The 25,254-nt window shown below is 64.1% G+C and carries 21 protein-coding genes; 4 read left to right on the top strand and 17 right to left on the bottom strand.

Going from position 1 to position 25,254, the window contains the following annotated elements; genetic code table 11:
• The first annotated feature begins 22 nt into the window (after positions 1-22).
• From VSR34_RS19325 to VSR34_RS19315, 3 genes are all read left to right on the top strand, one after another.
• On the top strand, positions 23-1,141 hold the full coding sequence (locus VSR34_RS19325; RefSeq protein ID WP_342963214.1) for a GlxA family transcriptional regulator: 1,119 nt from the start codon (positions 23-25) through the stop codon (positions 1,139-1,141).
• A 180-nt stretch (positions 1,142-1,321) separates the two neighbouring features.
• A complete protein-coding gene (locus VSR34_RS19320) occupies positions 1,322-1,621 on the top strand; it encodes a leucine zipper domain-containing protein (RefSeq protein WP_081723395.1) in 300 nt (99 codons plus the stop codon).
• A gap of 708 nt (positions 1,622-2,329) precedes the next feature.
• The gene (locus VSR34_RS19315) at positions 2,330-3,538 is read left to right on the top strand and encodes a GNAT family N-acetyltransferase (protein WP_342963213.1); all 1,209 of its coding nucleotides are present in this window, start codon (positions 2,330-2,332) and stop codon (positions 3,536-3,538) included.
• A gap of 515 nt (positions 3,539-4,053) precedes the next feature.
• On the opposite strand, the gene VSR34_RS19310 is transcribed toward VSR34_RS19315, so the two are convergent.
• The 13 genes from VSR34_RS19310 to VSR34_RS19250 form a co-directional block, all read right to left on the bottom strand.
• Positions 4,054-5,046 (bottom strand): GlxA family transcriptional regulator, encoded by a 993-nt coding sequence (locus tag VSR34_RS19310; protein WP_028212556.1) that lies wholly within the window; start codon positions 5,044-5,046, stop codon positions 4,054-4,056.
• A 36-nt stretch (positions 5,047-5,082) separates the two neighbouring features.
• On the bottom strand, positions 5,083-5,979 hold the full coding sequence (gene choW, locus VSR34_RS19305; protein WP_028212555.1) for a choline ABC transporter permease subunit: 897 nt from the start codon (positions 5,977-5,979) through the stop codon (positions 5,083-5,085).
• Positions 5,972-7,141 carry a glycine betaine/L-proline ABC transporter ATP-binding protein gene (locus VSR34_RS19300; RefSeq protein ID WP_028212554.1) on the bottom strand — a complete coding sequence of 390 codons (1,170 nt, stop codon included), beginning with the start codon at positions 7,139-7,141 and terminating at the stop codon, positions 5,972-5,974. Before VSR34_RS19300 ends, choW begins: the two co-directional genes overlap by 8 nt.
• A gap of 137 nt (positions 7,142-7,278) precedes the next feature.
• Positions 7,279-8,139: a glycine betaine ABC transporter substrate-binding protein gene (locus VSR34_RS19295; protein ID WP_028212553.1), complete on the bottom strand. Its 861-nt coding sequence runs from the start codon at positions 8,137-8,139 to the stop codon at positions 7,279-7,281.
• Between the two features lie 112 nt (positions 8,140-8,251).
• A complete protein-coding gene (locus VSR34_RS19290; RefSeq protein WP_028212552.1) occupies positions 8,252-9,406 on the bottom strand; it encodes a hybrid-cluster NAD(P)-dependent oxidoreductase in 1,155 nt (384 codons plus the stop codon).
• 34 nt (positions 9,407-9,440) lie between these two features.
• A complete protein-coding gene (locus tag VSR34_RS19285) occupies positions 9,441-10,682 on the bottom strand; it encodes an aromatic ring-hydroxylating dioxygenase subunit alpha (protein WP_342963212.1) in 1,242 nt (413 codons plus the stop codon).
• Positions 10,683-10,732: 50 nt separating this feature from the next.
• Positions 10,733-11,536, bottom strand: a complete 804-nt coding sequence (locus VSR34_RS19280; RefSeq protein WP_342963211.1) for an electron transfer flavoprotein subunit beta/FixA family protein — start codon at positions 11,534-11,536, stop codon at positions 10,733-10,735.
• On the bottom strand, positions 11,533-12,702 hold the full coding sequence (locus VSR34_RS19275; RefSeq protein WP_342963210.1) for an electron transfer flavoprotein subunit alpha/FixB family protein: 1,170 nt from the start codon (positions 12,700-12,702) through the stop codon (positions 11,533-11,535). The genes VSR34_RS19280 and VSR34_RS19275 overlap by 4 nt, the downstream gene beginning before the upstream one ends.
• Before the next feature lie 4 nt (positions 12,703-12,706).
• Entirely contained in the window at positions 12,707-14,635 is a 1,929-nt protein-coding gene (locus tag VSR34_RS19270) for a (Fe-S)-binding protein (protein ID WP_342963209.1), read from the bottom strand.
• Positions 14,636-14,638: 3 nt separating this feature from the next.
• Complete coding sequence (locus VSR34_RS19265; RefSeq protein WP_028212547.1) at positions 14,639-16,702, bottom strand: NADH:flavin oxidoreductase; 2,064 nt, start codon at positions 16,700-16,702, stop codon at positions 14,639-14,641.
• A 62-nt stretch (positions 16,703-16,764) separates the two neighbouring features.
• A complete protein-coding gene (locus tag VSR34_RS19260) occupies positions 16,765-17,298 on the bottom strand; it encodes a DUF5943 domain-containing protein (protein ID WP_342963208.1) in 534 nt (177 codons plus the stop codon).
• A gap of 101 nt (positions 17,299-17,399) precedes the next feature.
• A complete protein-coding gene (locus VSR34_RS19255; RefSeq protein ID WP_028212545.1) occupies positions 17,400-18,371 on the bottom strand; it encodes a dipeptidase in 972 nt (323 codons plus the stop codon).
• Between the two features lie 51 nt (positions 18,372-18,422).
• Positions 18,423-19,706, bottom strand: a complete 1,284-nt coding sequence (locus VSR34_RS19250; RefSeq protein WP_028212544.1) for a serine hydroxymethyltransferase — start codon at positions 19,704-19,706, stop codon at positions 18,423-18,425.
• Positions 19,707-20,165: 459 nt separating this feature from the next.
• Here VSR34_RS19250 and VSR34_RS19245 point away from each other — a divergent pair, with 459 nt between their 5' ends.
• The gene (locus VSR34_RS19245) at positions 20,166-21,188 is read left to right on the top strand and encodes a GlxA family transcriptional regulator (RefSeq protein ID WP_028212543.1); all 1,023 of its coding nucleotides are present in this window, start codon (positions 20,166-20,168) and stop codon (positions 21,186-21,188) included.
• A gap of 671 nt (positions 21,189-21,859) precedes the next feature.
• On the opposite strand, the gene fdhA is transcribed toward VSR34_RS19245, so the two are convergent.
• The 4 genes from fdhA to VSR34_RS19225 all read right to left on the bottom strand — a co-directional run.
• Positions 21,860-23,056 carry a formaldehyde dehydrogenase, glutathione-independent gene (gene fdhA / locus VSR34_RS19240; protein ID WP_028212542.1) on the bottom strand — a complete coding sequence of 399 codons (1,197 nt, stop codon included), beginning with the start codon at positions 23,054-23,056 and terminating at the stop codon, positions 21,860-21,862.
• A gap of 159 nt (positions 23,057-23,215) precedes the next feature.
• A complete protein-coding gene (locus tag VSR34_RS19235) occupies positions 23,216-23,686 on the bottom strand; it encodes a dihydroneopterin aldolase (RefSeq protein ID WP_042293109.1) in 471 nt (156 codons plus the stop codon).
• Entirely contained in the window at positions 23,683-24,318 is a 636-nt protein-coding gene (locus tag VSR34_RS19230) for a sarcosine oxidase subunit gamma (RefSeq protein ID WP_028212540.1), read from the bottom strand. The genes VSR34_RS19235 and VSR34_RS19230 overlap by 4 nt, the downstream gene beginning before the upstream one ends.
• Positions 24,308-25,254: aminomethyltransferase family protein (locus VSR34_RS19225; RefSeq protein ID WP_342963207.1), on the bottom strand; the 947-nt coding region annotated here is incomplete at its 5' end. The genes VSR34_RS19225 and VSR34_RS19230, both read right to left, overlap by 11 nt.

Raw genomic sequence — 25,254 nt, 5'->3', positions numbered from 1 at the left:
TTCGCTGTCTTCCGGTGCTTCCATGTCCGACACACTGCCTATCGCCGTCCCCATCGACGCCTCCGCGAAGGGGCGCATTCGCTTTGGCATCGTGTTGTTGCCGAACTTCACGCTGACCGCGTTCTCCGGATTCGTCGACATGCTGCGGCTGTCCGCCGACGATGGCGACTACAGCAAGCCGGTGCGCTGTTCGTGGTGCGTGATCGGCGAGACGCTCGCGCCGGTCCGAGCGAGCTGCGGCATTCAGGTCTCGCCCTGGGAGACGTTCGCCGATGCGGAGCCGGTCGACTATCTCGTGGTGGTCGGCGGGCTGCTGCACTCCGGCCCCCAGGCAAGCGAAGCCACGCTGCAGCACATCCGCCGCGCGGCCAGCGGCGGCACGACGGTCGTCGGCATCTGCACGGGCGTGTTCGCGCTCATGCGCGCCGGTGTGCTCGACGGACATCGCATTTGCGTCAGCTGGTTCCACTACTGGGACTTCATCGAGCGCTTCCCCAACGTCAATGCCGACGCCATCGTCGCCGACCGCCTGTTCGCGATCGACCGGCGCCGCATTACCTGCTCGGGCGGCCGCGCGTCGATCGACGTCGCCGCTGCCATTTTGCTGCGCCACTTCGAGCATGCGACCGTGCAGAAAGCGCTGCGAATCTTGCTGGTGGGCGAAATGCAGAAGGGCAATGCGCCTCAGCCCCACCCGCCCGGACTCGAACCCGCCACGCACCCGAAGGTCAAGCGCGCCGTTCTGCTGATGGAGCAACAGGTGGGCCGCAACGTGCCGCTCGAAGAGCTGGCCGACAAGTTGAATCTTTCGCCGCGTCAGCTCGAACGGCTCTTCAAGGCGGAAACGGGCAAGAGCCCGCGCGCGTTCGCGAATGTGCTGCGCCTGCGCACTGCTGCGTGGCTCCTCACGAGCTCGGACCGCACCGTGGCGGACATCGCGTCTAGCTGCGGGTTTTCGGATGCGTCCCATCTTGGACGCGAATTTCGCAAGCAGTTTGGCGTGCCGCCTGTTATGTTTCGCGAGCAGCGTAGCGGGCAAGAGGCTTCGCAGTTGGTGGATCTCGATGCGCTGCTGCTTAGTGAACGTCCGCTGGTTGGTGCGGAAATTGATAGCGGTGGTGTTCGCGCTTCGCTGCATTGATGGTTTGGGTTTTGGTTTGCCGTTTTGGCCTTTCCTTGTGTTCGCGTCGGTCCGTTAGCGTTGCCCCTGTGCGGGGCGGCACCTACTTTCTTTGCCGCGGTGTACAGACCGGGGACATGGCTGACAGGTGTACGGGAACATGGTTGACACTTTTGGGCATCCCAACGCCCGAATCCATCCATGCCCTGGAACGTAAAAGACACCATGAGCCTCAGACAGGAATTCGTCAGCCTGGCGGCCGCGCAGAGCCTGCCGTTCAGTGAGTTGTGCCGACGCTTCAACATCAGCCGCCAGACCGGCTACAAGTGGCTGGAGTGCCACCGCGACGAAGGCTCGGCGGTTCTGGCCGACCGCTCGCGTCGTCCGCATCACAGCCCCACACGCTCGCCCGACCCCCTCGTTGAACGCGTACTGGCGCTGCGTCGGGAGTACGGCTGGGGCGAGATGGAGTCGACGGAGATCCACATTAACCCCCAGTAAACCGGCGCGATTCGTCAAGCCCTGCACTGTGGTGGGCGCTCGCTGTCGAGGTCGAGTCCTCAAAAAGGGGCACGACTTTCACGGTGCACATTCCGCGTTTTCCCTTAGCTTCGCGCTGAACTGTACCGCCTTGTATTAGCGCTGCGTCCGGCGGATCGGCGTAGGTCGGTCCGTACCTCGAATGGCGGTAATACTCCGGGAAGCGGACTCATGCCGCGTAGCTGCTGTTGCCTCGCGCACGCTGCACCTTGCATTCGTTTCCCGCTTCGGATCAGGTACAGCAACTGCGCCCGATAAGCGAGGCTCAGCCAGGTGGGCCGGAATGCACAGCGTGCGTCGAGCCAGCCCATGTGCAACATTTGCAGGATGCCATTAAGTAGCTCTGACCTGAGCAAACCGCGACGGAGACCAAAATGAGCCCGATTGCACGGGACCTCATCACCCAGCATGCAGCGACGAGTCTACTCCCGGCGGCACAATATCCGGAGCGGTGATCGTGCAATCCCCTACTGCGTGCAGGTCATATGCGCTCATTGCGGGGCGGCCTCAGCCGTGCTCTCGACTCAATAGCGATGCCTGCACGATTGCTTGGGAGAAGCGAGTAAGGCTTGCAAGCAAGTCTTACAAGCCAGGGAGGCGGCAGGATTGCGACCCCGTGTCGGAAACCGTGAGTCCGTTAGCCGGGATTCAAAGACAGGGTATTGGGGCATGAACGAGCCAGGGCATCTTATGCCGACCGCGGCGGCAGTGGAATGGACAAGCCGATCGACGAAAGCGGCGCACACGAGCGAAGTCCGGGAAATTGAATCGCTTTCGGCGCTGGCGTCGCTGCGCGAAGTGTGGCGCGCGCTCGCTGCCGGTGCCGAGGACTGCCCTGGGCATATGACCTTCGAGTATTGCGAGCTTGCCGCCTCGCATGCATTGACCGACGGGGAAAGCGTCAGCGTGGCGATGGTGTATGGCGACGGGGAATTGCTCGCGCTGTGGCCTGTTTCGATCGTCCGACGTGGCATTGTGCGCATTGCAAAGGGGCTGACCTGCGGAACCAGCGAAGAGTATGGACAGCCGCTGGTGAGGGCGGGCGCCAGCCGAGCCGTCTACGCCGCTGCAGTCGAAGCGATCAGGCGGGTCGATGCGGACGTTCTGCAGATACCGCTCGTTCGTCACGACAGCCTGTTGCAGGAGGCGCTCGAGGACGTCCCCCACTCCTGGGTGCTCGCGCGCGTGCCCGCACGGTGGCGCGGCCTGCCCGGATTTTCGATCGTGCTGCGAGACGTTCCGCGGTGGGACGACTTCATATCGACGCGGTCGAAGGCGCTTCGCGGCACGTTGAGAAATCGGCACAAGCGGCTCGAAGCACGAGGCCATGTCGAATTCGGCTGGTGCCGAACGATACCGGACGCTGTCGCCGTTCTGAGCTGGCTATTCCGCACCAAACGCCGTTGGGCCGAGCGCCGCGGCGTGAGCGTTGCCTACTTGAAGGACGATCGGGTACGGGACTTCTTTGTCGCGCTGGCACGGCGAACGGATCTGTCGAAGGTTCCGCTCGTTGCCTTCGTGAAGGTGGAAGGCGTGACCGTCGCCGCGTCGGTAAACCTGGTGGGATCTCGAACCGTCGAGGGCTTCGTGACGACGTATGACGAGGCATTTGCTGGGTGTTCGGTTGGAGCGCTGCTTGCAGAATTCCTCGTCAAATGGTCTCACGCCAACGGTCGTGATTTCGATTTTCGCCCTCTCGATGCCGAATATAAGGCGAGCTGGGCAAATCGGCGGACATGGCACGAAACACGTGTCGTCATGCTTCGCGCACGTGGCCGTTTGGCGGAATTTTCGTTGTTGTTCGGGCAACTCGTTCGAGTGCGGAGAAAGTGCGCGGAATATGCCATGCGGCTACTCGAGGGCATGAGATCGCCGTGATCCGCCCAATGCCGCGGTGATCGTCGAGCGGAATCGGGAATTGCTCATCGCCTGCGGTGAGCGATGCGCCTTGCCCGCACTGTCGGCATGGCGGCCGGGTAGCTCGCCGTGATTGTCGCGCTGGCGGTCACGGCGCTAGTCGTCGTTGTAGTCACATGTGACTGGAACCGCGCGCGGCCTTGGATTGAAGACTAGGTGTCGGACGCGATCGGACGGCAGTTCGCCATCCATCAACGGCGATCTGCGCGTGGGCTGGCACTGGCCCGTGAGCGAGCAAGGCTGACGTGCCTGGGCGCCCTGGCGCACTTTACCGCGCACAATGGATTTCAAGGGCGATTTCCAGACCCTGGAGAGCGGGCGCTGCTCGTCGCTGACGGTCATCGATGATCATTCGCGCTTCAATATCACCGCGGCAAAGAAAAGTAGGTGCGCCCCGCACGGGGGCAACGCTAATGGACCGACGCGAATGCAAGGAAAGGCCAAAGCAACGAGCCGAACGGCAAAAAAGCAAACCCTCACTCCCCTCCACGTCGCTCATGACTGGGCGCATGCCCAAACTGCACCCGATACGCCTTGCTGAAATGGCAAGGAGAATTGAAGCCACAAATCGCGGTAACACGCGCGATAGAAGTATCGGTCGTGCGCAGCAATTCGCGCGCGCGCTTGAGCCGCAAGGTCAAGTAATAATGCGTAGGCGACACGTTCAGATACGCCTTGAACATGCGCTGCAAATGCCGTTGCGAGAGCCGCACCAGCCGCGCCAGCTCTTCCAGCGAAAGCGGCTCCTTGATATTGGCCTCCATGAGCCGCACGACCTCCACCAGCTCGGCACGCGAAAAGCCAACACGCGCATCCACGGGAATGGGCTGCAAATCGGTCGAACCGCGAATGCGCTCGAGGATGAATTGCTCCGACACCTTCGCGGCCAGCGCTTGCCCGAGGCGCGCGCCGACCAGCTCCAGCATCAGATCCAGCGGCGCGGTGCCGCCCGTGCACGTGAGCCGATCGCGATCGACGACGAACAGCTCGTCCGCAAAGCGCACGCGCGGAAACTCCTCGTGCAACACCGAGAGGTTTTCCCAATGCACGGCGCAGCGATAACCATCGAGCAGCCCACTCGACATCAGCGCGTAAGCACCCGTGCAGATGCCGCCAAGCGGCACGCCGCGCTGCGCCAGCATGGCGAGCGTGGCGCGCACGCCGTCGTTCATGATCTCGCGGATGCGAATGCCCCCGCACACGATCAGCACGTCGGGCAGACACGCAGGATCGAGCGCCTGCGCCGGCCGCACCGCGATGCCGTTGCTCGCGCGCGCCGGCGCGCCGTCGAGCGAATAGATCGACCAGCGATAATGATCCGCGCGCCCCACGTAGTTGGCCATGCGCAGCACTTCGACCGCGCTTGAAAACGCGATCATCGAGAAGTTCTGCAACGTCAGGAACCCGAAATGCCGGAAGGACGATGCCGTGCGCACCTCGGCGGCGGGCACGGCGATCTCGGTCGTCACATTGCGCTCCTCAGGAGACGACGGTGGTGGTCGGCCTTACGCCTCGACGACTGCGGGGCGAACGCGCATCAACTGCTTGAGCCCTGCGAACAGCGGCGCTTTCACGGCGCCCGGCGCGCGGCCGAAGCTCTCGGTAATGCGGTCCAGGATGATCGCGAGCAACACGACGGACAGCCCGCTTTCAAAGCCAAGACCGATGTCCAGGCGCTGGATGCTCGCCAGCACGTCGTTGCCGAGTCCGCCCGCGCCCACCATCGAGGCGATGATGACCATGGAGAGCGCCATCATGATGGTCTGGTTCACGCCCTGCATGATGGAGGGCAGCGCATTCGGGAACTGCACCTTGTACAGCAGTTGCCACGGCGTGCAGCCGAATGCCTGTCCGGCTTCCACGATCTCGCGGTTCACGTGCTTGATGCCGAGGCTCGTGAGGCGAACGGCGGGCGGCATCGCGAAGATCACGGTGGACAGAATGCCGGGCACGCGGCCAAGGCCGAACAGCATGGCGGCCGGGATCAGGTAGACGAACGCCGGCATGGTCTGCATCAGGTCGAGAATGGGCCGTACGATGGTTTGCACGAGCTTGCTCTTGGCCGTCCAGATGCCCAGCGGAATGCCGACGACGAGGCTGATGACCGTGGACGAGAGCGTGAGGCCGAGTGTCACGACGGTCTGGTCCCAGAAGCCTGTCGCGTAGATCAGCAACAGCGAACAGGTGGCGAAGATCGCGAAGCGCCAGCCCACGCGCCACAGGCCGATCGCGATGAAAAACGCCATCAGCGCCCACATGGGGATGGCCTGCAAACCATGCTCGACGAGCCCAGCGAAACCTTCAATGGCGCGGCCGACTGCGTCGAAGCTGTTAGCGTCGTGGTCGAGCAGATAGTGAACCGACTGATCGACCCAGTGGCCGATGGGAATGATCTCAGACATGGGCACCTCGATTGCGCGTAATGACCTTCAGAACGGCGGCCTGATCGATGGAGCCGCAATAGCGGCCTTCATCGTCGACCACGGGCAGCGCCGTCGTGTTCGCGCACACACGCGAGACGACTTGCTCCAGCGGTGTGCCGAGCGTGATGCATTCGACCTTCTTGAGCGAGGGCTGCGCGACGCCAATCGAGTCGCGCGTGACGAACCCGCTGATGCGGCGTTGCGCATCGAGCACGAACGCATAATTCGCGCTGCCGTTGAGCGATGAAGCCACGCTCGCTGCATCGAGCGAACGGATGAGCGGCACAGCCTCGCGTTGCATCAGGTCGCCGGCGGTCAGGTAGCGGCTCGTGTCCACGCCGTCGAAGAACGCGCGCACATAGTCATCGGCAGGATTGCTGATGATTTCCTGCGGCGTGCCGATTTGCACGATACGACCGCCTTCCATGATGGCGATGCGACTGCCGATGCGCAGTGCCTCTTCGAGGTCGTGCGAGACGAACATGATCGTGCGGCGCTGCTCCTTTTGCAGTTGCAGCAGCACGTTCTGCATTTCCTTGCGCTTTAACGGATCGAGCGCGGAAAACGCTTCGTCCATGATCATGAGCGAAGGATTCACGGCCAGCGCGCGTGCGAGGCCCACGCGCTGCTGCATGCCGCCCGAAAGCTCGGCGGGCAGCTTTTGCGCGAACGCCGCGAGACCCACCTGCTCCAGCACCGCCAGCGCGCGGCGCTCGCGCTCCTTGCGCGCCACGCCCGCCACCTCGAGGCCGAACGCGGCGTTCGCGAGCACGCTGCGCTGCGGCATGAGCGCGAACGACTGGAACACCATGCTCATGTCGGTGCGGCGCAGCGCGACCAGCTCCGAGCGCTTCACGGCTGCGATATCGCGGCCGTCGATCACGACCTTGCCGGCCGTGGGCTCGACGAGGCGGTTGATGAGCCGGATCAGCGTGGACTTGCCCGAGCCGGAGAGCCCCATCAACACGAAAATCTCGCCTTCCTGCACTTCGAACGAGGCGTTGTTCACGCCGAGCACGTAGCCGGTTTTGGCGAACAGCTCGTCCTTCGTCGCGCCCTTCGCGAGCAGCTCGCGTGCGAGCTTCGGGTTGGGACCGAACACCTTGCATAGTCTTTCGACCACGATCTTGGGGGATTTCATCGACTCCGTCTCCTCGAACGGCAGGCGCCGGCCCGCACGGTACGTCTACATGGTTGCCAGAAAAAAGCCTGCCGGGATGGCGAATTGCGACAGACGCCTGCGCAAAAGCGACATGGCGCCCGTCGTTCGCTCAACGCTTACTGCGCACCCGCCCAATCGTTCACGCGGTCGCCATGCGCGGCGATCCAGGTGTCGGCGGCGGCGTCCGGTTTCGCGCCGTTCTGGATCGCCAGCATCACGCTGTCGATCTCGCCCGGCTTCCACTGGAACTTCTTGAGGAACGCCACGACGGGCGGCGCTTTCTTGTTGAGATCCGGGTTGATCACGCTATCCACGTGCTCCGCACCGCCGAAGACCTTCTTCGGATCGTCGAGGAACTTGAGCTTCCACTTCGCGAACATCCAGTGCGGCGCCCAGCCGGTTACGATAATCGGCTTGCTGGCGTGCATCTGGCGCGCCAGTTCCGAGGTCATCGCGCTGCCCGAGCTCGGCATCAGCTGATAGTCGAGGTTGTACGCCTTGATCGCCTCATCCGTTTTCTTCATCACGCCGGCCCCGGCATCGATACCGACGATGCGACCGCCGAAGTCCGCCTTACGGCTCGCCAGATCCGGAATACTGTTCTCCGGCAGATCCGCCGGCACGATCAGGCCGATCTTCGCATCCGGGAAGTTCACGCCCACATCTTCGACCTTCGACTTGAACTGGTCGTAGTAAGCCGCGTGCGTGACCGGCAGCCAGGCGGAAAGCGTCGCATCGAGGTCGCCGCGCGCCACGCCCTGCCACATGATGCCGGCGGCCACGGGCACGAGCTGCACCGGATAGCCGTAGCGCTTCTCGATGACGCGCGCGGCCACGTTCGAGGTCGCCACGCTGTCATCCCAGCCTTCGACATAACCGATCTTCACGGTCGGCTTGCCGTCCGCGAACGCCGGGGCGCTCAAGCTCACCATCGCCGAAAACACACCGGTCCAAAAGAGTTTTCCTGCCAGCTTCATGGTCGATCTCCTGTGATATGGGCAAGCGCCCCGTGCATCTGCAGATTCGCCCGCCACAATCTGCCGCTAGCGTCGATTTACGACGTCTTCTTGTCGTTGCGCGACGCGCGCGCTATTTATCGACGACGAGGTCGGACAGCGGCTTCGAGCAGCACAGCAGCGCCATGCCCTGATCGATTTCCCGCTGGCGAATGCCGCCGCTATGCTTCATTTCCACCTGCCCGGAAACCAGCTTGACCTTGCAGGTGCCGCACATGCCCTGGCTGCACGAGGAAGCGAGCCGCACGCCCGCCTGACGCGCCGCGTCGAGCACCGTTTGCTGGGCGCCGCATTCAATCTCGCGGCGGCTCTTCGCGAACGTGATCTTGAAGCTCGCCGCTTCGACAGATGACTCCGCCGTGGGCGACGCAGCCGGTGCTTCGCCTGGCCCCGCGAGCGATTCGAATGAAAAACTCTCTTCGTGATAGTGCTCGCGCGCAAACCCCGCTTCGTCGAGCAGATCGCGCACGGCCTTCATGTAGGGCGCCGGGCCGCAGGTGAAGATCTCGCGCTCCATGAAATCCGGCGCAATGAGCTTCAACAGGGGCAGCGAGAGAAACCCGGTCACGCCGGACCAGCCGGTGCGCCCCCCTACCCGCTCGCACACGAACGACGTGCGGAAGTTCGCGCGGCTCGACGCGATCAGCTCCAGTTCACGAGCGAAGATGATGTCGTCGGGCGTGCGCGCGCTGTGCACGAAAACGATGTCGCGGTCCTCCGCGAGATCGTGATGCGCTCGGCTCATCGACATCAGCGGCGTGATGCCGGATCCCGCGGAAAGAAACAGATATTTCGGCGCGGGATGCCGTGCGCAGGTGAACTCGCCCGCCGGGCCGAGCACACGCAGCGCCATGCCTGGGCGCAGGTTGTCGTGCAGCCAGTTGGAGACCTTGCCGCCCGGCACGCGCTTGACCGTGATCGAGATCGTATGGGGCCGCGCGGGCGACGACGAAATCGTGTAGCACCGGTTGACCGGTTCGCCGTCTATCTCGAGTTCGAGCGTGAGGAACTGCCCCGGCTCGAATGAGAACGCGCGGCCCTGCGGCGAGCGCAGGAAAAAACTCTTCACGTCGTGCGTTTCCTGCCAGACGTGGCAGCACACGAGTGTTTCCTCGACTTCGCTCGTCCACCGCTCGGGCAGCGCGCCCCAGAACGCGGGGCGCGTCACGCGGCTTTCGCGGTGATCGAGTGGGTCGCGCGGGTCAAACTGGGCCGCATCTCGCATCATGTCAAACTCCGCTTCCTTTGCTTTGCACGCTGCGTCATGCGCCGATCTGCGCGGCGAGACGGCCGACATACCAGGCCGAGAACTTTTCGACGAGCCCTTCCGTGTACGGCGAATACGGTCCCGGCTCGTAGGCGCTGCTCGCGGCGCCGCGCTGCGAATACTCCACCAGCGTGCGATCCTGGTTGTTGGTCGCGTTCCAGACGGCGGTGAGGTTATCCACGTCGTAGTCGATGCCTTCGCGTGCGTCCTTGTGGACGAGCCAGCGCGTGCGCACGAGCGTTTCGCCGGCCGAAAGCGGAATCACCGAAAACGAAACGATGTGATCGCTCATGAAGTGATGCCACGAATTGGGCTGCGTCCAGAACGAGAGACCGCCGAGATCGGCCGAGCGGAATTCGCCGAGCAGCTTCTTCGAGGCGACTTTCGCATCGAGCGTCTGCGATTCGCCGCAGCGGTCGAGCGGCAGGCGCTGCGTGCGAAAGCCGGTGACGTCCAGCAATTTTTCGATTTCGACCGAAGGCAGGTCCATCGCTTCCCACTGCTTCGCGCGCTCGTTGCAGGTGCGCACGAAGGCGTCCATGCCTTCCGCGTTGGCGGCCGTGCGGGCGTAGCCAAAGCCGTATTCATAGAGCGAGATCGTGAGCTCGGGGTGGTTCGCCACGCAGTGATAGCACTCGCGATTGTTCTCCATCACGAGCTTCCAGTTGCCCTTCTCGATGATGTCGACCTGCGCGGCGACCTTGCAGCCCGCGAGGTCGTGCGGCAGCAGATACGGCTCCATCGCGGCGCGCATGAGCGCGAAGTCGTCGGGGGGATTCTCGGCGAGGCACACGAAAATCAGGCCCGCGAGGTTCTCCACATGCACATGCTTGAGGCTGTGCTTGCAGCGGTCGAACTGCTCGCCCATGTGCTCGGCGAACATCAGCTCGCCCGTGAGGTTGTAGGTCCAGCTGTGATACGGGCAGACGATATTGCCCACCGAGCCCTTGTCTTCATTGCACAGGCGTGCGCCGCGGTGGCGGCATACGTTGTGGAACGCGCGCACCTGCATGTCGTCGTCGCGCACGATCAGGATCGAGTCTCCCGCCAGCTCGACGGTCACATAGTCGCCCGGCTCCGGAATTTCCGCCTCCGTGGCGACCTCGATCCAGTGTTGCCGGAAAATCGCCTCCATATCGAGCGCGAAAATCTCCTCGCTCAAATAGAAAGGGGCTTCCAGGCTGTAACCCTCTTTGCGACGCTCGATCAGCGCGCGAATTTCTGCCGATACTTTCATCGTATGCTCCGGATTTTTCATCCAAGTTCGTTGCCGACAGACCAGTGAAATCAGTAATCGATGAGTTGATGCTCGCGCAAATACGCGAGGATCACTTGTGCTTTTTCGACCGAACTCCCCTCAATTACGACGTTTCCGCCCCGGCTTTCGGTCGTGGTCGCCGAGAGCATGCGTGCGTGGCCCGAGCGCTTTTCCGCGGCGGCGAGGCGCACGGGCTTGCGCTCGACTGCGCCCACCGTCCATGCGGCGGCTTCGTGTGCGCTCACGGGCGTGGCGCCCTGGCGCTTTATCGTGCCGGCACGAAGGCGCGCATAGGCGTAACGGGGCTGTGCGTTGGCGAGCGGATGCACGGCGATCACGGCGGGCAGCGCCGTCTGGACGCGCCGGCGCAAGCCTTTGGGCAGGAATTGCCTGACCACGGCGGCGCCGGCGGCCTCGTCCACGTCGATATCGACCGCGCCGCCAACGATCGGCACGCCGAGCGCAGCCGCCACGCGGTACGGCAGCATGCCGCTGTCGTGCGCGCCTTCGGCACGCGTGCCGGTCAGGACGAGGTCGTAGCCGCGCACGCGTTCGGCGAGCATGCGGGCCGCGTCGTCGGCCGGCGTGCATGAGAGCACCCCGACTTCGTGTGCACCGAGCGCGAGATATTCGGCGAGCGCGGGATCGGCGGGGTCGCCCGCGTGCAGTACGTCGAGGCGCGCGTGGTGGCGCCCGGCGAGCGTGCGTCCGAGATCGAGCGCCAGCGCGTCGTTGCGGCTGTAGCGCGGCATGCCGCTCACGGGGTGGCGTCCGACGGAGACGAGCACCGCGATGCGCTCGACCCGGCGCTGAGGATAATTGCGCGCGTTCATGCGGCGACTCCTGCGGAATGCGTTACGTCACTTACGGCGCTCGCCCCGCCACGTTTCGCGCGGGCCGCTTGCACCTGCTCGATCAGGGCGGCGATCGTGCCCTGCGCGTCGCCAACCACGGTCAGGTTGGCGCGCTTCGCGATCGGCGCGCTGCCGTCGAGATTCACGGCGATCACATGGCGGCAATCCTTGATGCCCTGCAGATGCTGCACGGCGCCCGAAATGCCGAACGCGATATACACGCTCGCCTCGACCGTCTTGCCGGTCGCGCCCACTTGCTTGTCGCGCGTGAAGTGACCGTTGTCGACGGCCACGCGGCTCGCGCCGATCGCGGCGCCGAAGGTGCCCGCGAGCTGCTCGAACGCGCCGATGTCGGTCACGCCGTTGCCCGCAGACACGATGAAATCGGCTTCTTCGAGCGCGACCTGGGCGGCGTCGATGGCTTCGAGGCCCAGATCCCTGTATGGCGACGCGACGTCGTTCGCTGGCCGGATGAAATCGCCCGCGAGGCGCTCGCCGGCGCCGACGAACGGCAGCTTCGCATCGACGGCACTCGGCGCGAGCAGGATTACGTCGGGCAGCGAACGCGACGCCCATGCGCGCTTCGCCTGTTCGAATACGCCCACATGCTTCGCATCGATCTCGACCACATGCGTCGCCACACTCGCCCCGGCCGAAGCCGCGTAACGGCGGCCCAGGTCGCCGTCGCCGCTCGCGTTGTCGGGCAGGAACACATGTTTCGGTGCGAGCGTCGCCGCGCAGGCCTGCAACGCGCGCAGTTCGCTTTCCGGCGCGAACGTGCGGCGATCGAAGCCGGGCAGTTCGATCAGTTTGTCCACGCCCAGCGCCGCTGCGTCGTCCTTCAGTTCGCCGAACACGAGGAGCGCCACTTCGGTTTGCGCATCGGCAATCAGCGCGGCGGCCGCGATGGCCTGGCATGCGTGATCGTCGAGTGCGCCGCGTTCGGGATGTGCGGCCACGAGCACGTAATGCTTCGGATCGCTAATCAGACGACGGGGCTTCGCGGCACTCGAGTGGCCGTGTTGCGCCGGCCAGTGCGCGCCGCTTGCGTCAGCGCTGCCGGTTTCGCCCAGCGTGATGCGCCTGAGACCGGCCGCCGTGACGACGAATGGGCGGCGCGGATCGACTCGTTTGAGGTTGTTCATCGATTCACTCCAGCGAAGCGGCCACGAGTTCGGCCACGTCGAGCACATCAGGGCGCGGGCCGACTACGCCTTCGAGCATCGCCGTGCACTGCGGGCAGCCCACGGCGACCACATCGGCCTGGACCGCGCGGGCGTCGGCGATGCGGATGTCGGGAATGCGCTGCTTGCCGGGGATGTCGGTGAGCGGCGCGCCGCCACCACCGCCGCAGCAGCGTGCGCGCATGCCGTGACGCTCCATCTCGACGACCTGGATGCCGATCGTCTTCAGCAGCTTGCGCGGCGCTTCGGTCTCGCCGTTGTAGCGGCCCAGGTAGCAGGGGTCGTGGTACGTCGTGCGCTTTTCGGCGAGCGCCTGCACGGCCTTCGGCGCGATGCGTCCCGTTGCGGCGAGCTCCGCGAGAAAAGTCGTGTGATGGAGCACCTCGTACCTCGCGCCGAGCGCGCGGTACTCGTTGCGCAGGCTGTGCATGACGTGCGGATCGGCGGTGACGATGCGCGCGAAGTTCAGCGTGGCGAGCGTCGCCATCATCTGCTTCGCCATGTGCTGGAACGTCGCTTCGTCGCCGAGGCGGCGCGCCACGTCGCCGGTGTCCGTCTCGCGCGCGCCCAGCACCGCATAGTCCACGCCCGCCTTGTTGAGCACCTTCACGAGCGCACGCAGCGTGCGCTGATACCGCATATCGAATGCGCCTTCGCCCGCCACCACGAGCACATCCACGCGCTTGCCCGGTTGCGCGACGGGCGCGCTGAGATCGACTGACCAGTCGTAGCGCGCGGCCTTGTCATAGCCGCCCGCCGTGCCGGTTTCGCGCAGGTTCGCGAGCACTTCCGGCCCCTTGCCCGGCACTTCGCCGTGGACGAGGGTCTGGTTGCGGCGCATGTCGACGATCGCATCGACGTGCTCGATCAGCATCGGGCACTCCTGCACGCAGGCGCGGCAGGTCGTGCACGACCACAGCGTTTGCGCTTCGATCAGGCCCGAGACGATCGGGCCTTCAGGCGCACCGCGATGCTGGCCCACGGGAATGCCCGGCGTGGGGCTGCCCGCATAGGCGGCGTCGGTGCCGCCCGCCATGCCCACCACGAGATCCTGAATCAGCTTCTTCGGATTGAGCGGCTGGCCCGAGGCGAACGCGGGGCACGCGGCCTCGCATTTGCCGCACTGCACGCACGCGTCGAAGCTCAGCAACTGGTTCCAGCGAAACTCCACGGGCTTCGCCACGCCATACTCCTGCTTCTCCCCGATGTCGGGGAGCTTCAGCGCCGTCGGCGGCGTAGCCGTGCCGTTGCCGGTCCAGCCTTCGCGCGTGGCCGCGAAGCGTTCCTGACGCGGATGGAATGCAAGGTGCAGCAGGCCGGCAATTGCGTGCTTCATCGGGCCGCCCTTCGCGGCGCCAAACGTCATCGCGAACGCGCCAATGCCGATCAGGACCGCGCAGCTCACCGCGAACGCCTTTGACATCGCCGACGCGGGCACGACCGTGTACAGCATCAGCCCGAGCGCAAACGAGCCGAGCAGCCACGGCAGCGCATTCCACGGACCTTTCGACAGCCGCGCCGGCACATCCTTCGCATGACGGCGGCGCCACACGAACACCGCGCCGATGAACATGGCGAGCGCCGCGAGAAAGATCAGCTTGTCGAGCCACGGCGAATAGATCGCGAGCCCATAGTTGACGAACACGAGCGCGAGCGCCGCGATCGCACCGCCCGCCGTGGCGACGTGCGTCTTCGCGATATACGGATCGCGCGCCACCACGTGGTGCAGGTCGACGAAATAACGCTTCGGGATGCTGAACAGCTTGCCAACGCCGACGGAGCCAGGCACAGCGGCGCGCCCCACCCGCCAGCAGGCTGAGCGCTTCGCGACCGCGAACGCGAGCCCCGCCATCGAAAGCCACAGCAGCGCGGTAATGAGCCAGGTCGGATTCATGGTTCAGAAGTCCTTGGCGAGCCGCAGCGCGTCGTAAATCGCGCCATGGATGTTGTGCAGGGAGATGCAGTCGCCCACGCGGAACAGCAGGAAGCGGCCATTGCCGAGCTCTTCGGAGAGACAAGGCTGCGCCTCGGCCGCGAACAGCTTGTGCACGTCCACCTGGCCGCGGTTGACCGATTCGGGCTTGAGCTTCCAGTACAGGCTGTCATTGGGCGTGCTGCCGTTTTCGATCACCACCTGATCGACTGCGCGCTCCTCCTGCTCCTCGGTGTACTCGTTGCGCAGCACCGCGATCTTCTTGCCGTCTTCCTCGTACACGCGATCGAGCCAGTAATTCGGCGTATGAATCACGCCTTGCGCGTAGAGACGGCGATAGAAAATCGGGAACGTCGTGCCGCCCACATCGTCGGCGACCTTCACGTCGGGCGTGACGATTTCGACCTTCGAACCGCGGCTCGAAATGAAATCGGCAACACCGGCGCCTGCATGCGTGCTCACACCGTCGTAGACCAGTACGTTCTGCTTCGGCTCGACTTTGCCGCTCAGAATGTCCCACGAACTGACCGCGAGCCCGTCTTCCACACCCCATGCCGGAACCTGGTTCGTGAAGCTCGACCCGCCCGTGGCGAGCACGATGATGTCGGGCTTCTCCGCGAGAATCGTCTTTTCGTCGGCGCTCACGCCAAGGCGGCGATCGACGCCAATGCGCTTCGTCTCCATGTCGAACCAGCGCACGATGCCCGCCATCTGCTCGCGCTGCGGCGCTTTCGCCGCCAGCAGAATCTGGCCGCCCACGGCGTCGTTCTTCTCGAACAGCACGACGTCATGGCCGCGCAGCCGCGCCACGCGGGCGGCCTCGAGCCCGGCCGGGCCCGCACCGACCACCACGACCTTGCGCTTCGGCCCGCGCGACTTCTCGATGACGTGCGGCATGGTCGCCTCGCGCGAGGTCGCCGCGTTCTGCACGCACAGCACGTCCAGGCCGTTGTACTGGCGGTCGATGCAATAGTTGGCGCCCACGCACTGCTTGATTTCGTCTTCGCGGCCGTCACGGATCTTGATGACCATGTGCGGGTCCGCAATCTGTGCGCGCGTCATGCCGACGAGATCGACCATGCCGCTCGCGAGCAGGCGCTCGGCCTGGCCCGCGTCGCGAATGCTCTGGGCATGCATGACCGGCAGCTTGACCACGGACTTGATGCCCGCCGCGAGATGCACGAACGGCTCGGGCGGCAGTGCCATGGGCGGCATGCAGTTCGCGAGCGTGTTGTGCGTGTCCGCGCCGGAGCCGATCACGCCGAGATAATCGATGAGCCCCGTTTCCGCCATCGCCTGCGCGATTTCCTTCAACTGCTCGTGATCGAGGCCGTCTTCGTGGAACTCGTCGCCGCACATGCGCAGGCCGACGCAGAAGTCCTTGCCCACCGCCTCACGCACGGCCTTGAGCACCTCGACGCCGAAGCGCAGACGGTTTTCGAGCGAGCCGCCCCATTCGTCGGTGCGAAAGTTCGTGCGCGGGCTCCAGAACTGGTCGATCAGATGCTGGTGCGCCGCCGAAATCTCGATGCCGTCCATGCCCGCATCCTTCACGCGCTTCGCGGCAGCCGCAAAGTCGCCGATGATGCGGCGGATCTCCTCGACTTCGATGATCTTCGCGTTGCCGCGATGCACGGGCTCGCGCACGCCCGAAGGCGACATCAGATGCGGCCAGTGCTCGCCATGAAACGCCGAGCGGCGGCCCATGTGGGTGGCCTGAATCATGATCTTCGCGCCGTGCCGGTGCATGGCTTCCGCGAGACGCGCAAGCGGATCGATGATCTTGTCGGTCGCGAGATTCACCGACTTCCACCAGCCCTGCGGACTGTCGATCGACACCGGGCTCGACCCGCCGCACACGGCCAGGCCCACGCCGCCCTTGGCTTTTTCCTCGTAGTAGCGGATGTAGCGGTCGCCCGGCAAGCCGCCCGGCTCCGCGTAGACCTCGGCGTGAGCCGTGCTGACGATGCGGTTGCGCAGCGTGAGCTGATTGAGGGTCAAGGGTTTGAAGAGATTCGGGTAGCGCATCGCAGAAGACCTCTGGCGTTCGTGTCTTTCGGTAAGTCCTGTATTACGGGGCGCGCGGTCGTTCAGGCAGCGATCGGCGAGACTTCGAATACGCAATGCGCGTGTCCTTCGGCGGCGCATTGCACTTCCTTCGACTGGGCACGCGGCGCATTTTTGCCGTTTGCCGTGGTGTCGTTGACCCAGTCCATCGCGCCCGCGAACCAGCCCGCGAACATGTAGCAAAGCTTGCCTTCCTTGCCCGGCTGCGCGAGCACGAAAGACGAATGGCGCAGCTCGATCTTCGCGCGCGCCGCGGCCGGGTCGGACTCGCGTATCGTGAAGAGGCCCCAGCCGCGCTGCGAAAGGCGCTTCAGGTAATGCTCGAACACGGCCATGCCTTCGATGCCGTGCTTCTCGGCTTCCTTCGCGCACCAGTGGTATGCGGACTTGTAGCCGGCCTTGTAGAGAATCTCCGCATACGCGTCGCGGCCGAGCGCCTCTTCTACCGCGGTGTGATTGTTGGTGAAGAAGTGACGCGGCACGTACAGCATCGGCAGCGCGTCCGTGGTCCAGACACCGGTGGCGGGATCGACATCGATGGGCAGTTGCGGTTGCATTTCGTGGGGCTCCAGTGATTCAGTGAGCGAATTATTTAGGGTTTCTAAGTAGCTGGATTGGATCTTCTGTGCGATGCGCTCGGGGCTTTACGCCCCGACGCTCAACCGCCCCAGACCTCGCCGAACACGCGCAGCCAGTTCTCGCCCATCACCTTCTTGATGCGCGACTCGCTCCAGCCCGCCTTTTGCATCGCCGCCGTGAGATTCGGGAATTCGCCGATCGTGCGGATGCCTTCGGGGTTGACGACCTTGCCGAAATTGGTGAGGCGGCGGTAACGGCCTTTGTCGTGCGTAATCCAGTCGAAGAACTCGGTGCTGTAGCCTTGCGTGAAGTCCGTGCCGATGCCCACACGGTCTTCGCCGATCAGATCGACGACGTATTCGATAGCTTCGAGATAATCCTCGACGGTCGAATCCGCGCCCTTCTTGAGGAACGGCGCGAACATCGTCACGCCCACGAAACCGTTCGCGTCGGCGATCTCCTTCAGCTGCTCGTCGGTCTTGTTGCGCGGGTGCTCCTTCAGGCCCGAAGGACAGCAGTGCGAATACGTGACCGGCTTCTTCGAGCAGGCAATCGCGTCCGAGGAAGTCTTCCCGCCAACGTGCGAAAGATCGACCATGATGCCCACGCGGTTCATCTCCTGGATCACTTCGCGCCCATAGCCGGAGAGGCCGCCGTCCGGTTCATAGCAACCGGTGCCGACCAGGTTTTGCGTGTTGTAGCAAAGCTGCACGACGTTCACGCCGAGTTCCTTGAACACCTCGATATAGCCGAGGTTGTCCTCGAACGCATACGAGTTCTGGAAGCCGAAGATGATGCCCGTCTTGTTCTCTTTCTTGGCGCGCAGAATGTCGTCGGTCGTGCGCACGAGCGTGAGGATCTCGCTGTACTCGCGGATCTGCTGCTTCATCTGCGCGATGTTGTCCACGGTCTTCTGGAAGTCCTCCCAGACGGAAACCGTGCAGTTGACGGCCGTCACGCCGCCCTTGCGCATGTCTTCGAACACCGAGCGCTCGAATTTCGAAATGTTCAGGCCGTCGATGATGATGCTGTTGTCGTGCAGAGTGCTCATTAGCCAGCTCCGGATCTCGCGTATTGAATTGAAAGGCGGTGGTGTGACGAATCAAGCCTGCGTGTAGATCGGAAAGCGCTCGCACAAGGCGAAGATCTCGCGGCGTACGCGCTGCTCGGTAGCGGCGTCGCCTTCCGGGTGCGTACGCAGTGCATCGAACACTTCGAGAATCAGGCGGCCGATTTCGCGGAACTCGTCCACGCCGAAGCCGCGCGTCGTGCCTGCCGGCGTGCCGAGGCGAATGCCGGAAGTGACCGTGGGCTTTTCGGTGTCGAACGGGATGCCGTTCTTGTTGCAGGTAATGCCGGCGCGCTCGAGCGCCTGCTCGACCTGATTGCCCTTGAGGCCCTTCGGGCGCAGATCGACGAGCAGCAGATGGTTGTCGGTACCGCCTGTCACGAGGTCCACGCCGCCCGCCTTCAGCACCTCGCCGAGCGCCTTCGCGTTGGCGAGCACGCTGTCGATATAGGTCCTGAAGCTATCTTCGAGCGCTTCGCCGAACGCCACGGCCTTGCCGGCGATCACGTGCATGAGCGGGCCGCCTTGCAGGCCGGGGAACACCGCCGAGTTGATCTTCTTCGCGATCTCCTCGTCATTGGTGAGCACGAAGCCGCCGCGCGGGCCGCGCAGCGTCTTGTGCGTCGTGGACGTGACGACGTGCGCGTGCTCGACCGGGTTCTGATGGCGCCCCGCGGCGATGATGCCCGCGATATGCGCCATGTCCACCATCAGCTTCGCGCCCACCGAGTCCGCAATGGCGCGAAAGCGCGCGAAATCGAGGGCACGCGGGTAGGCGGAAAAGCCGGCGATGATGAGGCTGGGCTTGTGCTGCTGCGCGAGTTCCTCGACCTGGTCGTAATCGATCAGCATGGTTTCGCGGTTCACGCCGTACTGCACGGCGTTGAACCACTTGCCCGAGAGCGCGGGCTTCGCGCCGTGCGTGAGGTGGCCGCCCGCATCGAGCGACATGCCGAGCACGGTGTCGCCCGGCTTAGCGAGCGCGAGCATCACCGAGCCGTTGGCCTGCGCGCCCGAGTGCGGCTGCACGTTGGCGAAACCCGCGTTGAAAAGCTGCTTGATGCGGCTGATGGCGAGCGCTTCCACCTCGTCGGCGAATTCGCAGCCGCCGTAATAGCGCTTGCCCGGATAGCCTTCCGCGTACTTGTTGGTCAGCACCGAGCCCTGGGCCTCTAGCACGGCGCGCGACACGATGTTTTCGGACGCGATCATTTCGACCTGGGACTGCTGCCGCTCGAGTTCTTTCAGGATGCTGTTGCGCACGGCGTGGTCACGTTGCGCGAGCGTTTGCGAAAAGAAGGGTTGAGTGTTCGACATAGGGCTTCCGTGACGATGAATGAAAGACTGCCTGTAGTGCTGGAGGCCCCGTCGTGACTGGCTTTGACGCCCTTTGAAACCGGCTGGCCTGACTGGGACCGACGGTTATATTCTTGTCGTTCGAATAAGCGCCCAACGTCGAAATTCAGACGTGTTCTTTTCCTTTTCCGCCATCCGCGTCCATTTTTCACAAGTGGCCGGCCTTCGCCCATTGGCGGTTCGCCGTTCGCCCGTGCTTCCCGAGCCGAAATAATTACCCTGCATTGCGATGCACCAATCCCGCACTCTCGTTCTTTTTTCCTGCCGGCATTTTTGTCCAGATGACTCAGGGTTTTGCCGCATGGCACACTGGGCCCGCGAAATTCGAAAATTGCGGTAGCGTTGCCGGCCCCCCGCCCGGCCTCCGGGCCTCGCCGGTGAACCGGCCGAGAAGCCGTTGATCACAAGGAATCGTTCCCCATGCTGCCGGATCGCACAGCGTCGCTGGCGCACTTCGCGTTCATGCCGCTGCCCGACTTCACGATGATCGCTTTCACGAACGCGATCGAAGTCCTTCGTATGGCTAATTACCTGAGCGGCCAGCCGCTTTACAGGTGGTCGATCATTAGCCCGGAAGGCGGTCCTGTCACGTCCAGCAACGGCCTTTCCATCGACACCGGACCGGCCGAGTGCGTGGGGCAGCCCGATATCGTGTTCGTGTGCGGCGGTATCGACGTGCAGCGCGCCACCACGCCGGCGCATCTGGCCGCGTTGCGCCGTTTCGCGCGCATGGGCGTAGCGCTCGGCAGCCTGTGCACGGGCACCTATGCACTGGCGAAGGCCGGCCTGCTGGCCGGCTATGCGTGCGCGATTCACTGGGAAAACATGTCGGCGCTGAAGGAAGAGTTTCCTTCCACGCGCTTTTTGAAGGAGCTCTTCGTCATCGATCGGGACCGCGTGACCTGCACTGGCGGAGTCGCGCCGCTCGACATGATGCTGCATCTCATCACGCCGCGCGTGGGGACCGCTCGCGTCACGCAGATCGCCGAGCAGTTCGTGGTCGAGCACGTGCGCGACACCTCCGCGCAGCAACGCATGCCGCTCGTCGCGCGGCTCGGCTCGGCGAACAAATCGCTCTTCGAAGTCATCTCGCTCATGGAGAACAATATCGAAGAGCCGCTTTCGCGCGAGGAGCTCGCGCGGCTTGCGAACATGTCACAGCGGCAGTTGCAGCGGCTCTTTCACGAGCATCTCGGGATGACGCCGACGCACTACTATTTGACGCTGCGCTTGCGGCGTGCGCGTGAGCTGTTGTTGCAGACCGATATGTCGATCATGCAGATCACGATGGCCTGCGGTTTTCAGTCGGCTTGTCACTTCAGCAAGAGCTATCGGGATGCGTTTGGCAGTGCGCCTACCGGGGAACGGCGGAAGCGGATCGCGCCGCTTTCTGGGTTGGATTCGCCTGCGGTTGTTGCTGTTTCTGCAGCGGTGCATGCCTGAAGCTTGTTTTCGCGGCGGTCTATTAGCGTTCGCCCTGCGCGAGGCGGCGCCTGCTTTGCTTTGCTTTGCTTTGCAGTGGCCAAGAACGCGGCGCATGCGCTTGAAACTTGTGTTCACGTCGGTCTATTAGCGTTGCCCCTGTGCGGGGCGGCACCTACTTTCTTTGCCGCGGCAAAGAAAGTAGGCAAAGAAAGCCGCTCACACCGCCAATGCCTGCCACCATTCACCTCTCGTCGTAGTTGGTGAATGGCTCCGGAGCGTCTGTCACCTCGCACCCTTCTAAGCCAGTGACAAGGCGCTCATTCATCCCGCTGCTCGCTACGCGCGCTGCGGAAGGGTCTGCATGGGAAACAGTGGGGCATGGCTAGTGTCACGAGAACGCACGCGCCCCAATGGTTTTCGTTATGCCCTTCGGGGCGCGCAGCGCCGCCGGAAGGATGAGCGCCTTGTCACTCCGTCTGTGGGCGAGTGGTGACGGACGCTCCGGAGCCATTCACCATGAACGGCGAGATCTCAATGGTGGCTGGCGCTGGCGGTGTGAGCGGCTTTCTTTTGCCTACTTTTCTTTGCCGCGGCAAAGAAAAGTAGGTGCCGCCCCGCACAGGGGCAACGCTAATATACCGGCGCGAAAACAAGGTTCAAGCACGCGCCGCGAAGCGCAAAAATAGAACCTATGCCGCCAACAACCCATGCGGATCGATCACAAACTTCCGCGGCGCGCCGCCATCGAACTTCTTGTAGCCCTCAGGCGCCTCATCAAGCGAAATCACCGTGACATTAACGATCTTGGCAATCGGCAACCGGTCAAAAAGAATCGCCTGCATGAGATTGCGGTTGTACTTGAGCACGGGCGTTTGCCCCGTATGGAACGTATGCGACTTCGCCCAGCCCAGGCCGAAGCGAATGCTCAGGCTCCCATGCTGCGCGGCCACGTCCCGTGCGCCGGGATCGTCGGTCACATAAAGCCCCGGAATACCGATCATGCCCGCAGGCCGCGTGATTTCCATGAGTGAATTGAGCACGGTTGCCGGCGCTTCCTCCGCATGGCCAGAAGCGCCGTGCCCATGCGCCTCGAACCCCACGCAATCCACGGCGCAATCGATTTCCGGTTTGCCGAGAATCTGTTCGATCTGCTCGCCGAGCGTCGCGTCTTTCGACAGATCGACGACTTCGAAACCCATGGCCTTCGCATGCGCGAGACGCTCGGCATTGATGTCGCCAACGATCGTGCACGCCGCGCCAAGCAGCCGCGCCGAAGCGGCCGCCGCCATGCCCACCGGCCCCGCGCCCGCGATATAAACGGTCGATCCAGGCTTCACGCCCGCCGTGACGGCACCGTGATAACCCGTGGGCAGAATGTCCGAGAGACATGTGAGGTCGCGAATCTTCGACATGGCCTGGTCGCGGTCCGGGAACTTGAGCAGGTTGAAGTCCGCATACGGCACGAGCACGTATTCCGCCTGGCCGCCGATCCAGCCACCCATGTCGACATAGCCGTAAGCGCCGCCCGCGCGCGAGGGATTCACGTTCAGGCACACGCCCGTGTGCTGCTCACGGCACATCGCGCAGCGCCCGCAGGCCACGTTGAACGGCACGGAAACGAGATCGCCGATCTTCAATGTTTCGACGTCGCCGCCCACCTCCACCACTTCACCCGTGATTTCGTGGCCGAGCACGAGTCCGAGCGGCGCCGTGGTGCGCCCGCGCACCATGTGCTGGTCCGAACCGCAGATATTGGTGCTGACCACCTTGAGAATGACACCATGGCCAATGGCGCGCCCGCTCGGATCGACCATCTTCGGATATGCGATCTTCTGCACCTCGACCTTGCCCGGTCCCTGATACACAACGCCTCGATTACCGCTCATCTCGCTGTCTCCTTTTCGATGCTTGACTTGGAACCCGTTGCCTCGATCAATCACGCGACGCAACGATGTTCCCAGCGTAGCCTGCCGCTCCCCACCGAAGATGTGCAAAAAACGACGCGCGTTTGACCGGCACCGCCATCCGGGCAGGCGCTATGCGCGTTACGGCCGCTTGCCTCCGTCACCCAGCATCCACTGCCGATAATCGCCACGCGTCCACTCGAGCGCCACGCCCACGCGCCGCGTGCCCGGCCGGATCTTCGGTTTGTGCACCTCGATCCTGAGCGTGTCCAGCGCCGCCCATTCGCGAAACGAGAACGCCGCGATATCCGCCACCAGCGTCTCGAGCAGCCGCGTGTGCGGCTTGCGTCCGAGAAAGTCCGCTATGCGCGTGCAATAGCCGTCGTAATCGATCCAGCCGCTCTCTTCGTCGTTCTCGCGCGGCATGCAGCGATACCCGAGCTGCGCGTCGATCATGACCGGCTGCGGCGCGCCATGTTCGTGCGGATAGATACCGATGCACGCCGGCACGCTCAAGCCCTCGACGAACACGCTCCAGCCGCGCCCGCGCGGCTCGCCGAACGCATCGAGCGCCCTCGACGCCGGCTCGAACGCCGCGTCGACGATCTTCATGGCGCGACCGACGCCGCGGCGTCGACCATGATGCGGCAGAAGTAGTCGCCGAAGCTGCGGCGCACGACGATCTCGAAGCGGTCGTCGCCCGTCGGAATCAGCACGATCGATGCCTTGAAATAGACGCTCTGCGCGCACTGACCGGGCTGGAACATGCGCGGATGCAGATCGAGAGGACAGCCGCGCGAGAGGACGTCACGCGCACGCGTGCCTTCGATCTCGACAACCGTGTAGCCGCTGCCCACATCCACGGCCGCCGCATAAGCCTCGCCCAGCACGGCAACGAGCTTCGCTTCGAGCATGCCGGTCTGTACCGGCGCGAGCGAGCGCACGAGCCACTCGTCCGGGCCGAGCCAGAGCACGTCGTACTGGTCGCTGCGCGCGACGGTGTTCGGCGTGGAAGGCGGCGGGCAGCCCACGACGCTTGCGAACGCCGCGACGAACGCCGGATCGCCCAGTTCGCCACGCACGTTCACGAGGTCGCGAAACGGCAGCTCGCGCATGGCGAACGCCTTCGAGGCGCGCCCCTCCTGCGCCTTCAGCAGATTCGCGGCCCCAACGAGCGGCGACTCCAGCCGCACGCCGACGATGCGCTCAGCGACCTGCAAGCGGTCTTTCGTATCATTCAACATGCTGACGCACTCCTTCCGTGTCGTAGAAAATCGGGCTTGCGATCTGCGCACTGACGCGCCGGCCATCGGCCATGGGAATCACCACGCGCTCGCCCATCTTGTTCAGGCCGCCCTTCACGACCGCGAGCGCGATGGAGCGCTGCAGAATCGGGCTGTAATAGCTCGACGTCACGTGGCCGATCATCGCGGTCGTGCCGTCGGACCGCGCTTGCGCATCGGGCGCGACGATCTGTCCGCCTTCGGGAAGCACGTACTGCGCGTCATCGGTCAGCAGTCCGACGAACTGCTTGCGTCCCTCCTTCGCCGTGTCCGAGCGCTTGAGCGAGCGGCGGCCGAGGAAGTCCTTCGTCTGCGAGACGAGGCCGCCCATGCCGAGATCGAATGGCGTGACCGAACCGTCCGTGTCCTGCCCAACGATGATGTAGCCCTTCTCCGCGCGCAGCACGTGCATCGTTTCCGTGCCGTATGGCGTGATGTCGAATTCGGCGCCCGCTTCCATGAGGGCTTCCCACACCATGCGGCCCGCGTTGGCCGGCACGTTCACTTCATAGGCCAGCTCGCCCGAGAAGCTGATGCGCATGACGCGCGACCTCACCCCGGCGACCGTGCCGTTGCGGTACGACATGAACGGGAACGCGGCATTGTCGAAGTCGATGTCCTTGCACACCTTCTGCAGCACCTTGCGGCTCTTCGGGCCGACCACAGCAAAGGTCGCCCAGTGATCCGTGACCGAAGCGAGGCGCACCTTCATGTCGGGCCATTCGGTCTGCAGCCAGCGTTCGAGCCACGTGAGCACGCGCGCGGCGCCGCCCGTGGTGGTCGTCATCATGTAGTGCTGCTCACCGAGGCGCACCGTCACGCCGTCGTCGAACACCATGCCGTTTTCGTCGAGCATCAGCCCATAGCGGCACTTGCCCACTTCGAGCTTGAGCCACG

This window comes from Paraburkholderia sp. JHI2823, from assembly GCF_038900695.1.
In the GTDB taxonomy this organism is placed as follows: domain Bacteria; phylum Pseudomonadota; class Gammaproteobacteria; order Burkholderiales; family Burkholderiaceae; genus Paraburkholderia; species Paraburkholderia mimosarum.
The sequence above is the reverse complement of the archived record's forward strand: the minus strand, read 5'-3'. Positions and strand labels throughout refer to the sequence as shown.

Bases quoted from the DNA above. Each gene is read 5' to 3' on its own strand.
- VSR34_RS19325 (WP_342963214.1), top strand. From the start codon at position 23: ATGTCCGACACACTGCCTATCGCCGTCCCCATCGACGCCTCCGCGAAG.
- VSR34_RS19320 (WP_081723395.1), top strand. From the start codon at position 1,322: ATGCCCTGGAACGTAAAAGACACCATGAGCCTCAGACAGGAATTCGTC.
- VSR34_RS19315 (WP_342963213.1), top strand. From the start codon at position 2,330: ATGAACGAGCCAGGGCATCTTATGCCGACCGCGGCGGCAGTGGAATGG.
- choW (WP_028212555.1), bottom strand. From the start codon at position 5,979: ATGTCTGAGATCATTCCCATCGGCCACTGGGTCGATCAGTCGGTTCAC.
- VSR34_RS19300 (WP_028212554.1), bottom strand. From the start codon at position 7,141: ATGAAATCCCCCAAGATCGTGGTCGAAAGACTATGCAAGGTGTTCGGT.
- VSR34_RS19295 (WP_028212553.1), bottom strand. From the start codon at position 8,139: ATGAAGCTGGCAGGAAAACTCTTTTGGACCGGTGTGTTTTCGGCGATG.
- VSR34_RS19290 (WP_028212552.1), bottom strand. From the start codon at position 9,406: ATGATGCGAGATGCGGCCCAGTTTGACCCGCGCGACCCACTCGATCAC.
- VSR34_RS19285 (WP_342963212.1), bottom strand. From the start codon at position 10,682: ATGAAAGTATCGGCAGAAATTCGCGCGCTGATCGAGCGTCGCAAAGAG.
- VSR34_RS19280 (WP_342963211.1), bottom strand. From the start codon at position 11,536: ATGAACGCGCGCAATTATCCTCAGCGCCGGGTCGAGCGCATCGCGGTG.
- VSR34_RS19275 (WP_342963210.1), bottom strand. From the start codon at position 12,702: ATGAACAACCTCAAACGAGTCGATCCGCGCCGCCCATTCGTCGTCACG.
- VSR34_RS19270 (WP_342963209.1), bottom strand. From the start codon at position 14,635: ATGAATCCGACCTGGCTCATTACCGCGCTGCTGTGGCTTTCGATGGCG.
- VSR34_RS19265 (WP_028212547.1), bottom strand. From the start codon at position 16,702: ATGCGCTACCCGAATCTCTTCAAACCCTTGACCCTCAATCAGCTCACG.
- VSR34_RS19260 (WP_342963208.1), bottom strand. From the start codon at position 17,298: ATGCAACCGCAACTGCCCATCGATGTCGATCCCGCCACCGGTGTCTGG.
- VSR34_RS19255 (WP_028212545.1), bottom strand. From the start codon at position 18,371: ATGAGCACTCTGCACGACAACAGCATCATCATCGACGGCCTGAACATT.
- VSR34_RS19250 (WP_028212544.1), bottom strand. From the start codon at position 19,706: ATGTCGAACACTCAACCCTTCTTTTCGCAAACGCTCGCGCAACGTGAC.
- VSR34_RS19245 (WP_028212543.1), top strand. From the start codon at position 20,166: ATGCTGCCGGATCGCACAGCGTCGCTGGCGCACTTCGCGTTCATGCCG.
- fdhA (WP_028212542.1), bottom strand. From the start codon at position 23,056: ATGAGCGGTAATCGAGGCGTTGTGTATCAGGGACCGGGCAAGGTCGAG.
- VSR34_RS19235 (WP_042293109.1), bottom strand. From the start codon at position 23,686: ATGAAGATCGTCGACGCGGCGTTCGAGCCGGCGTCGAGGGCGCTCGAT.
- VSR34_RS19230 (WP_028212540.1), bottom strand. From the start codon at position 24,318: ATGTTGAATGATACGAAAGACCGCTTGCAGGTCGCTGAGCGCATCGTC.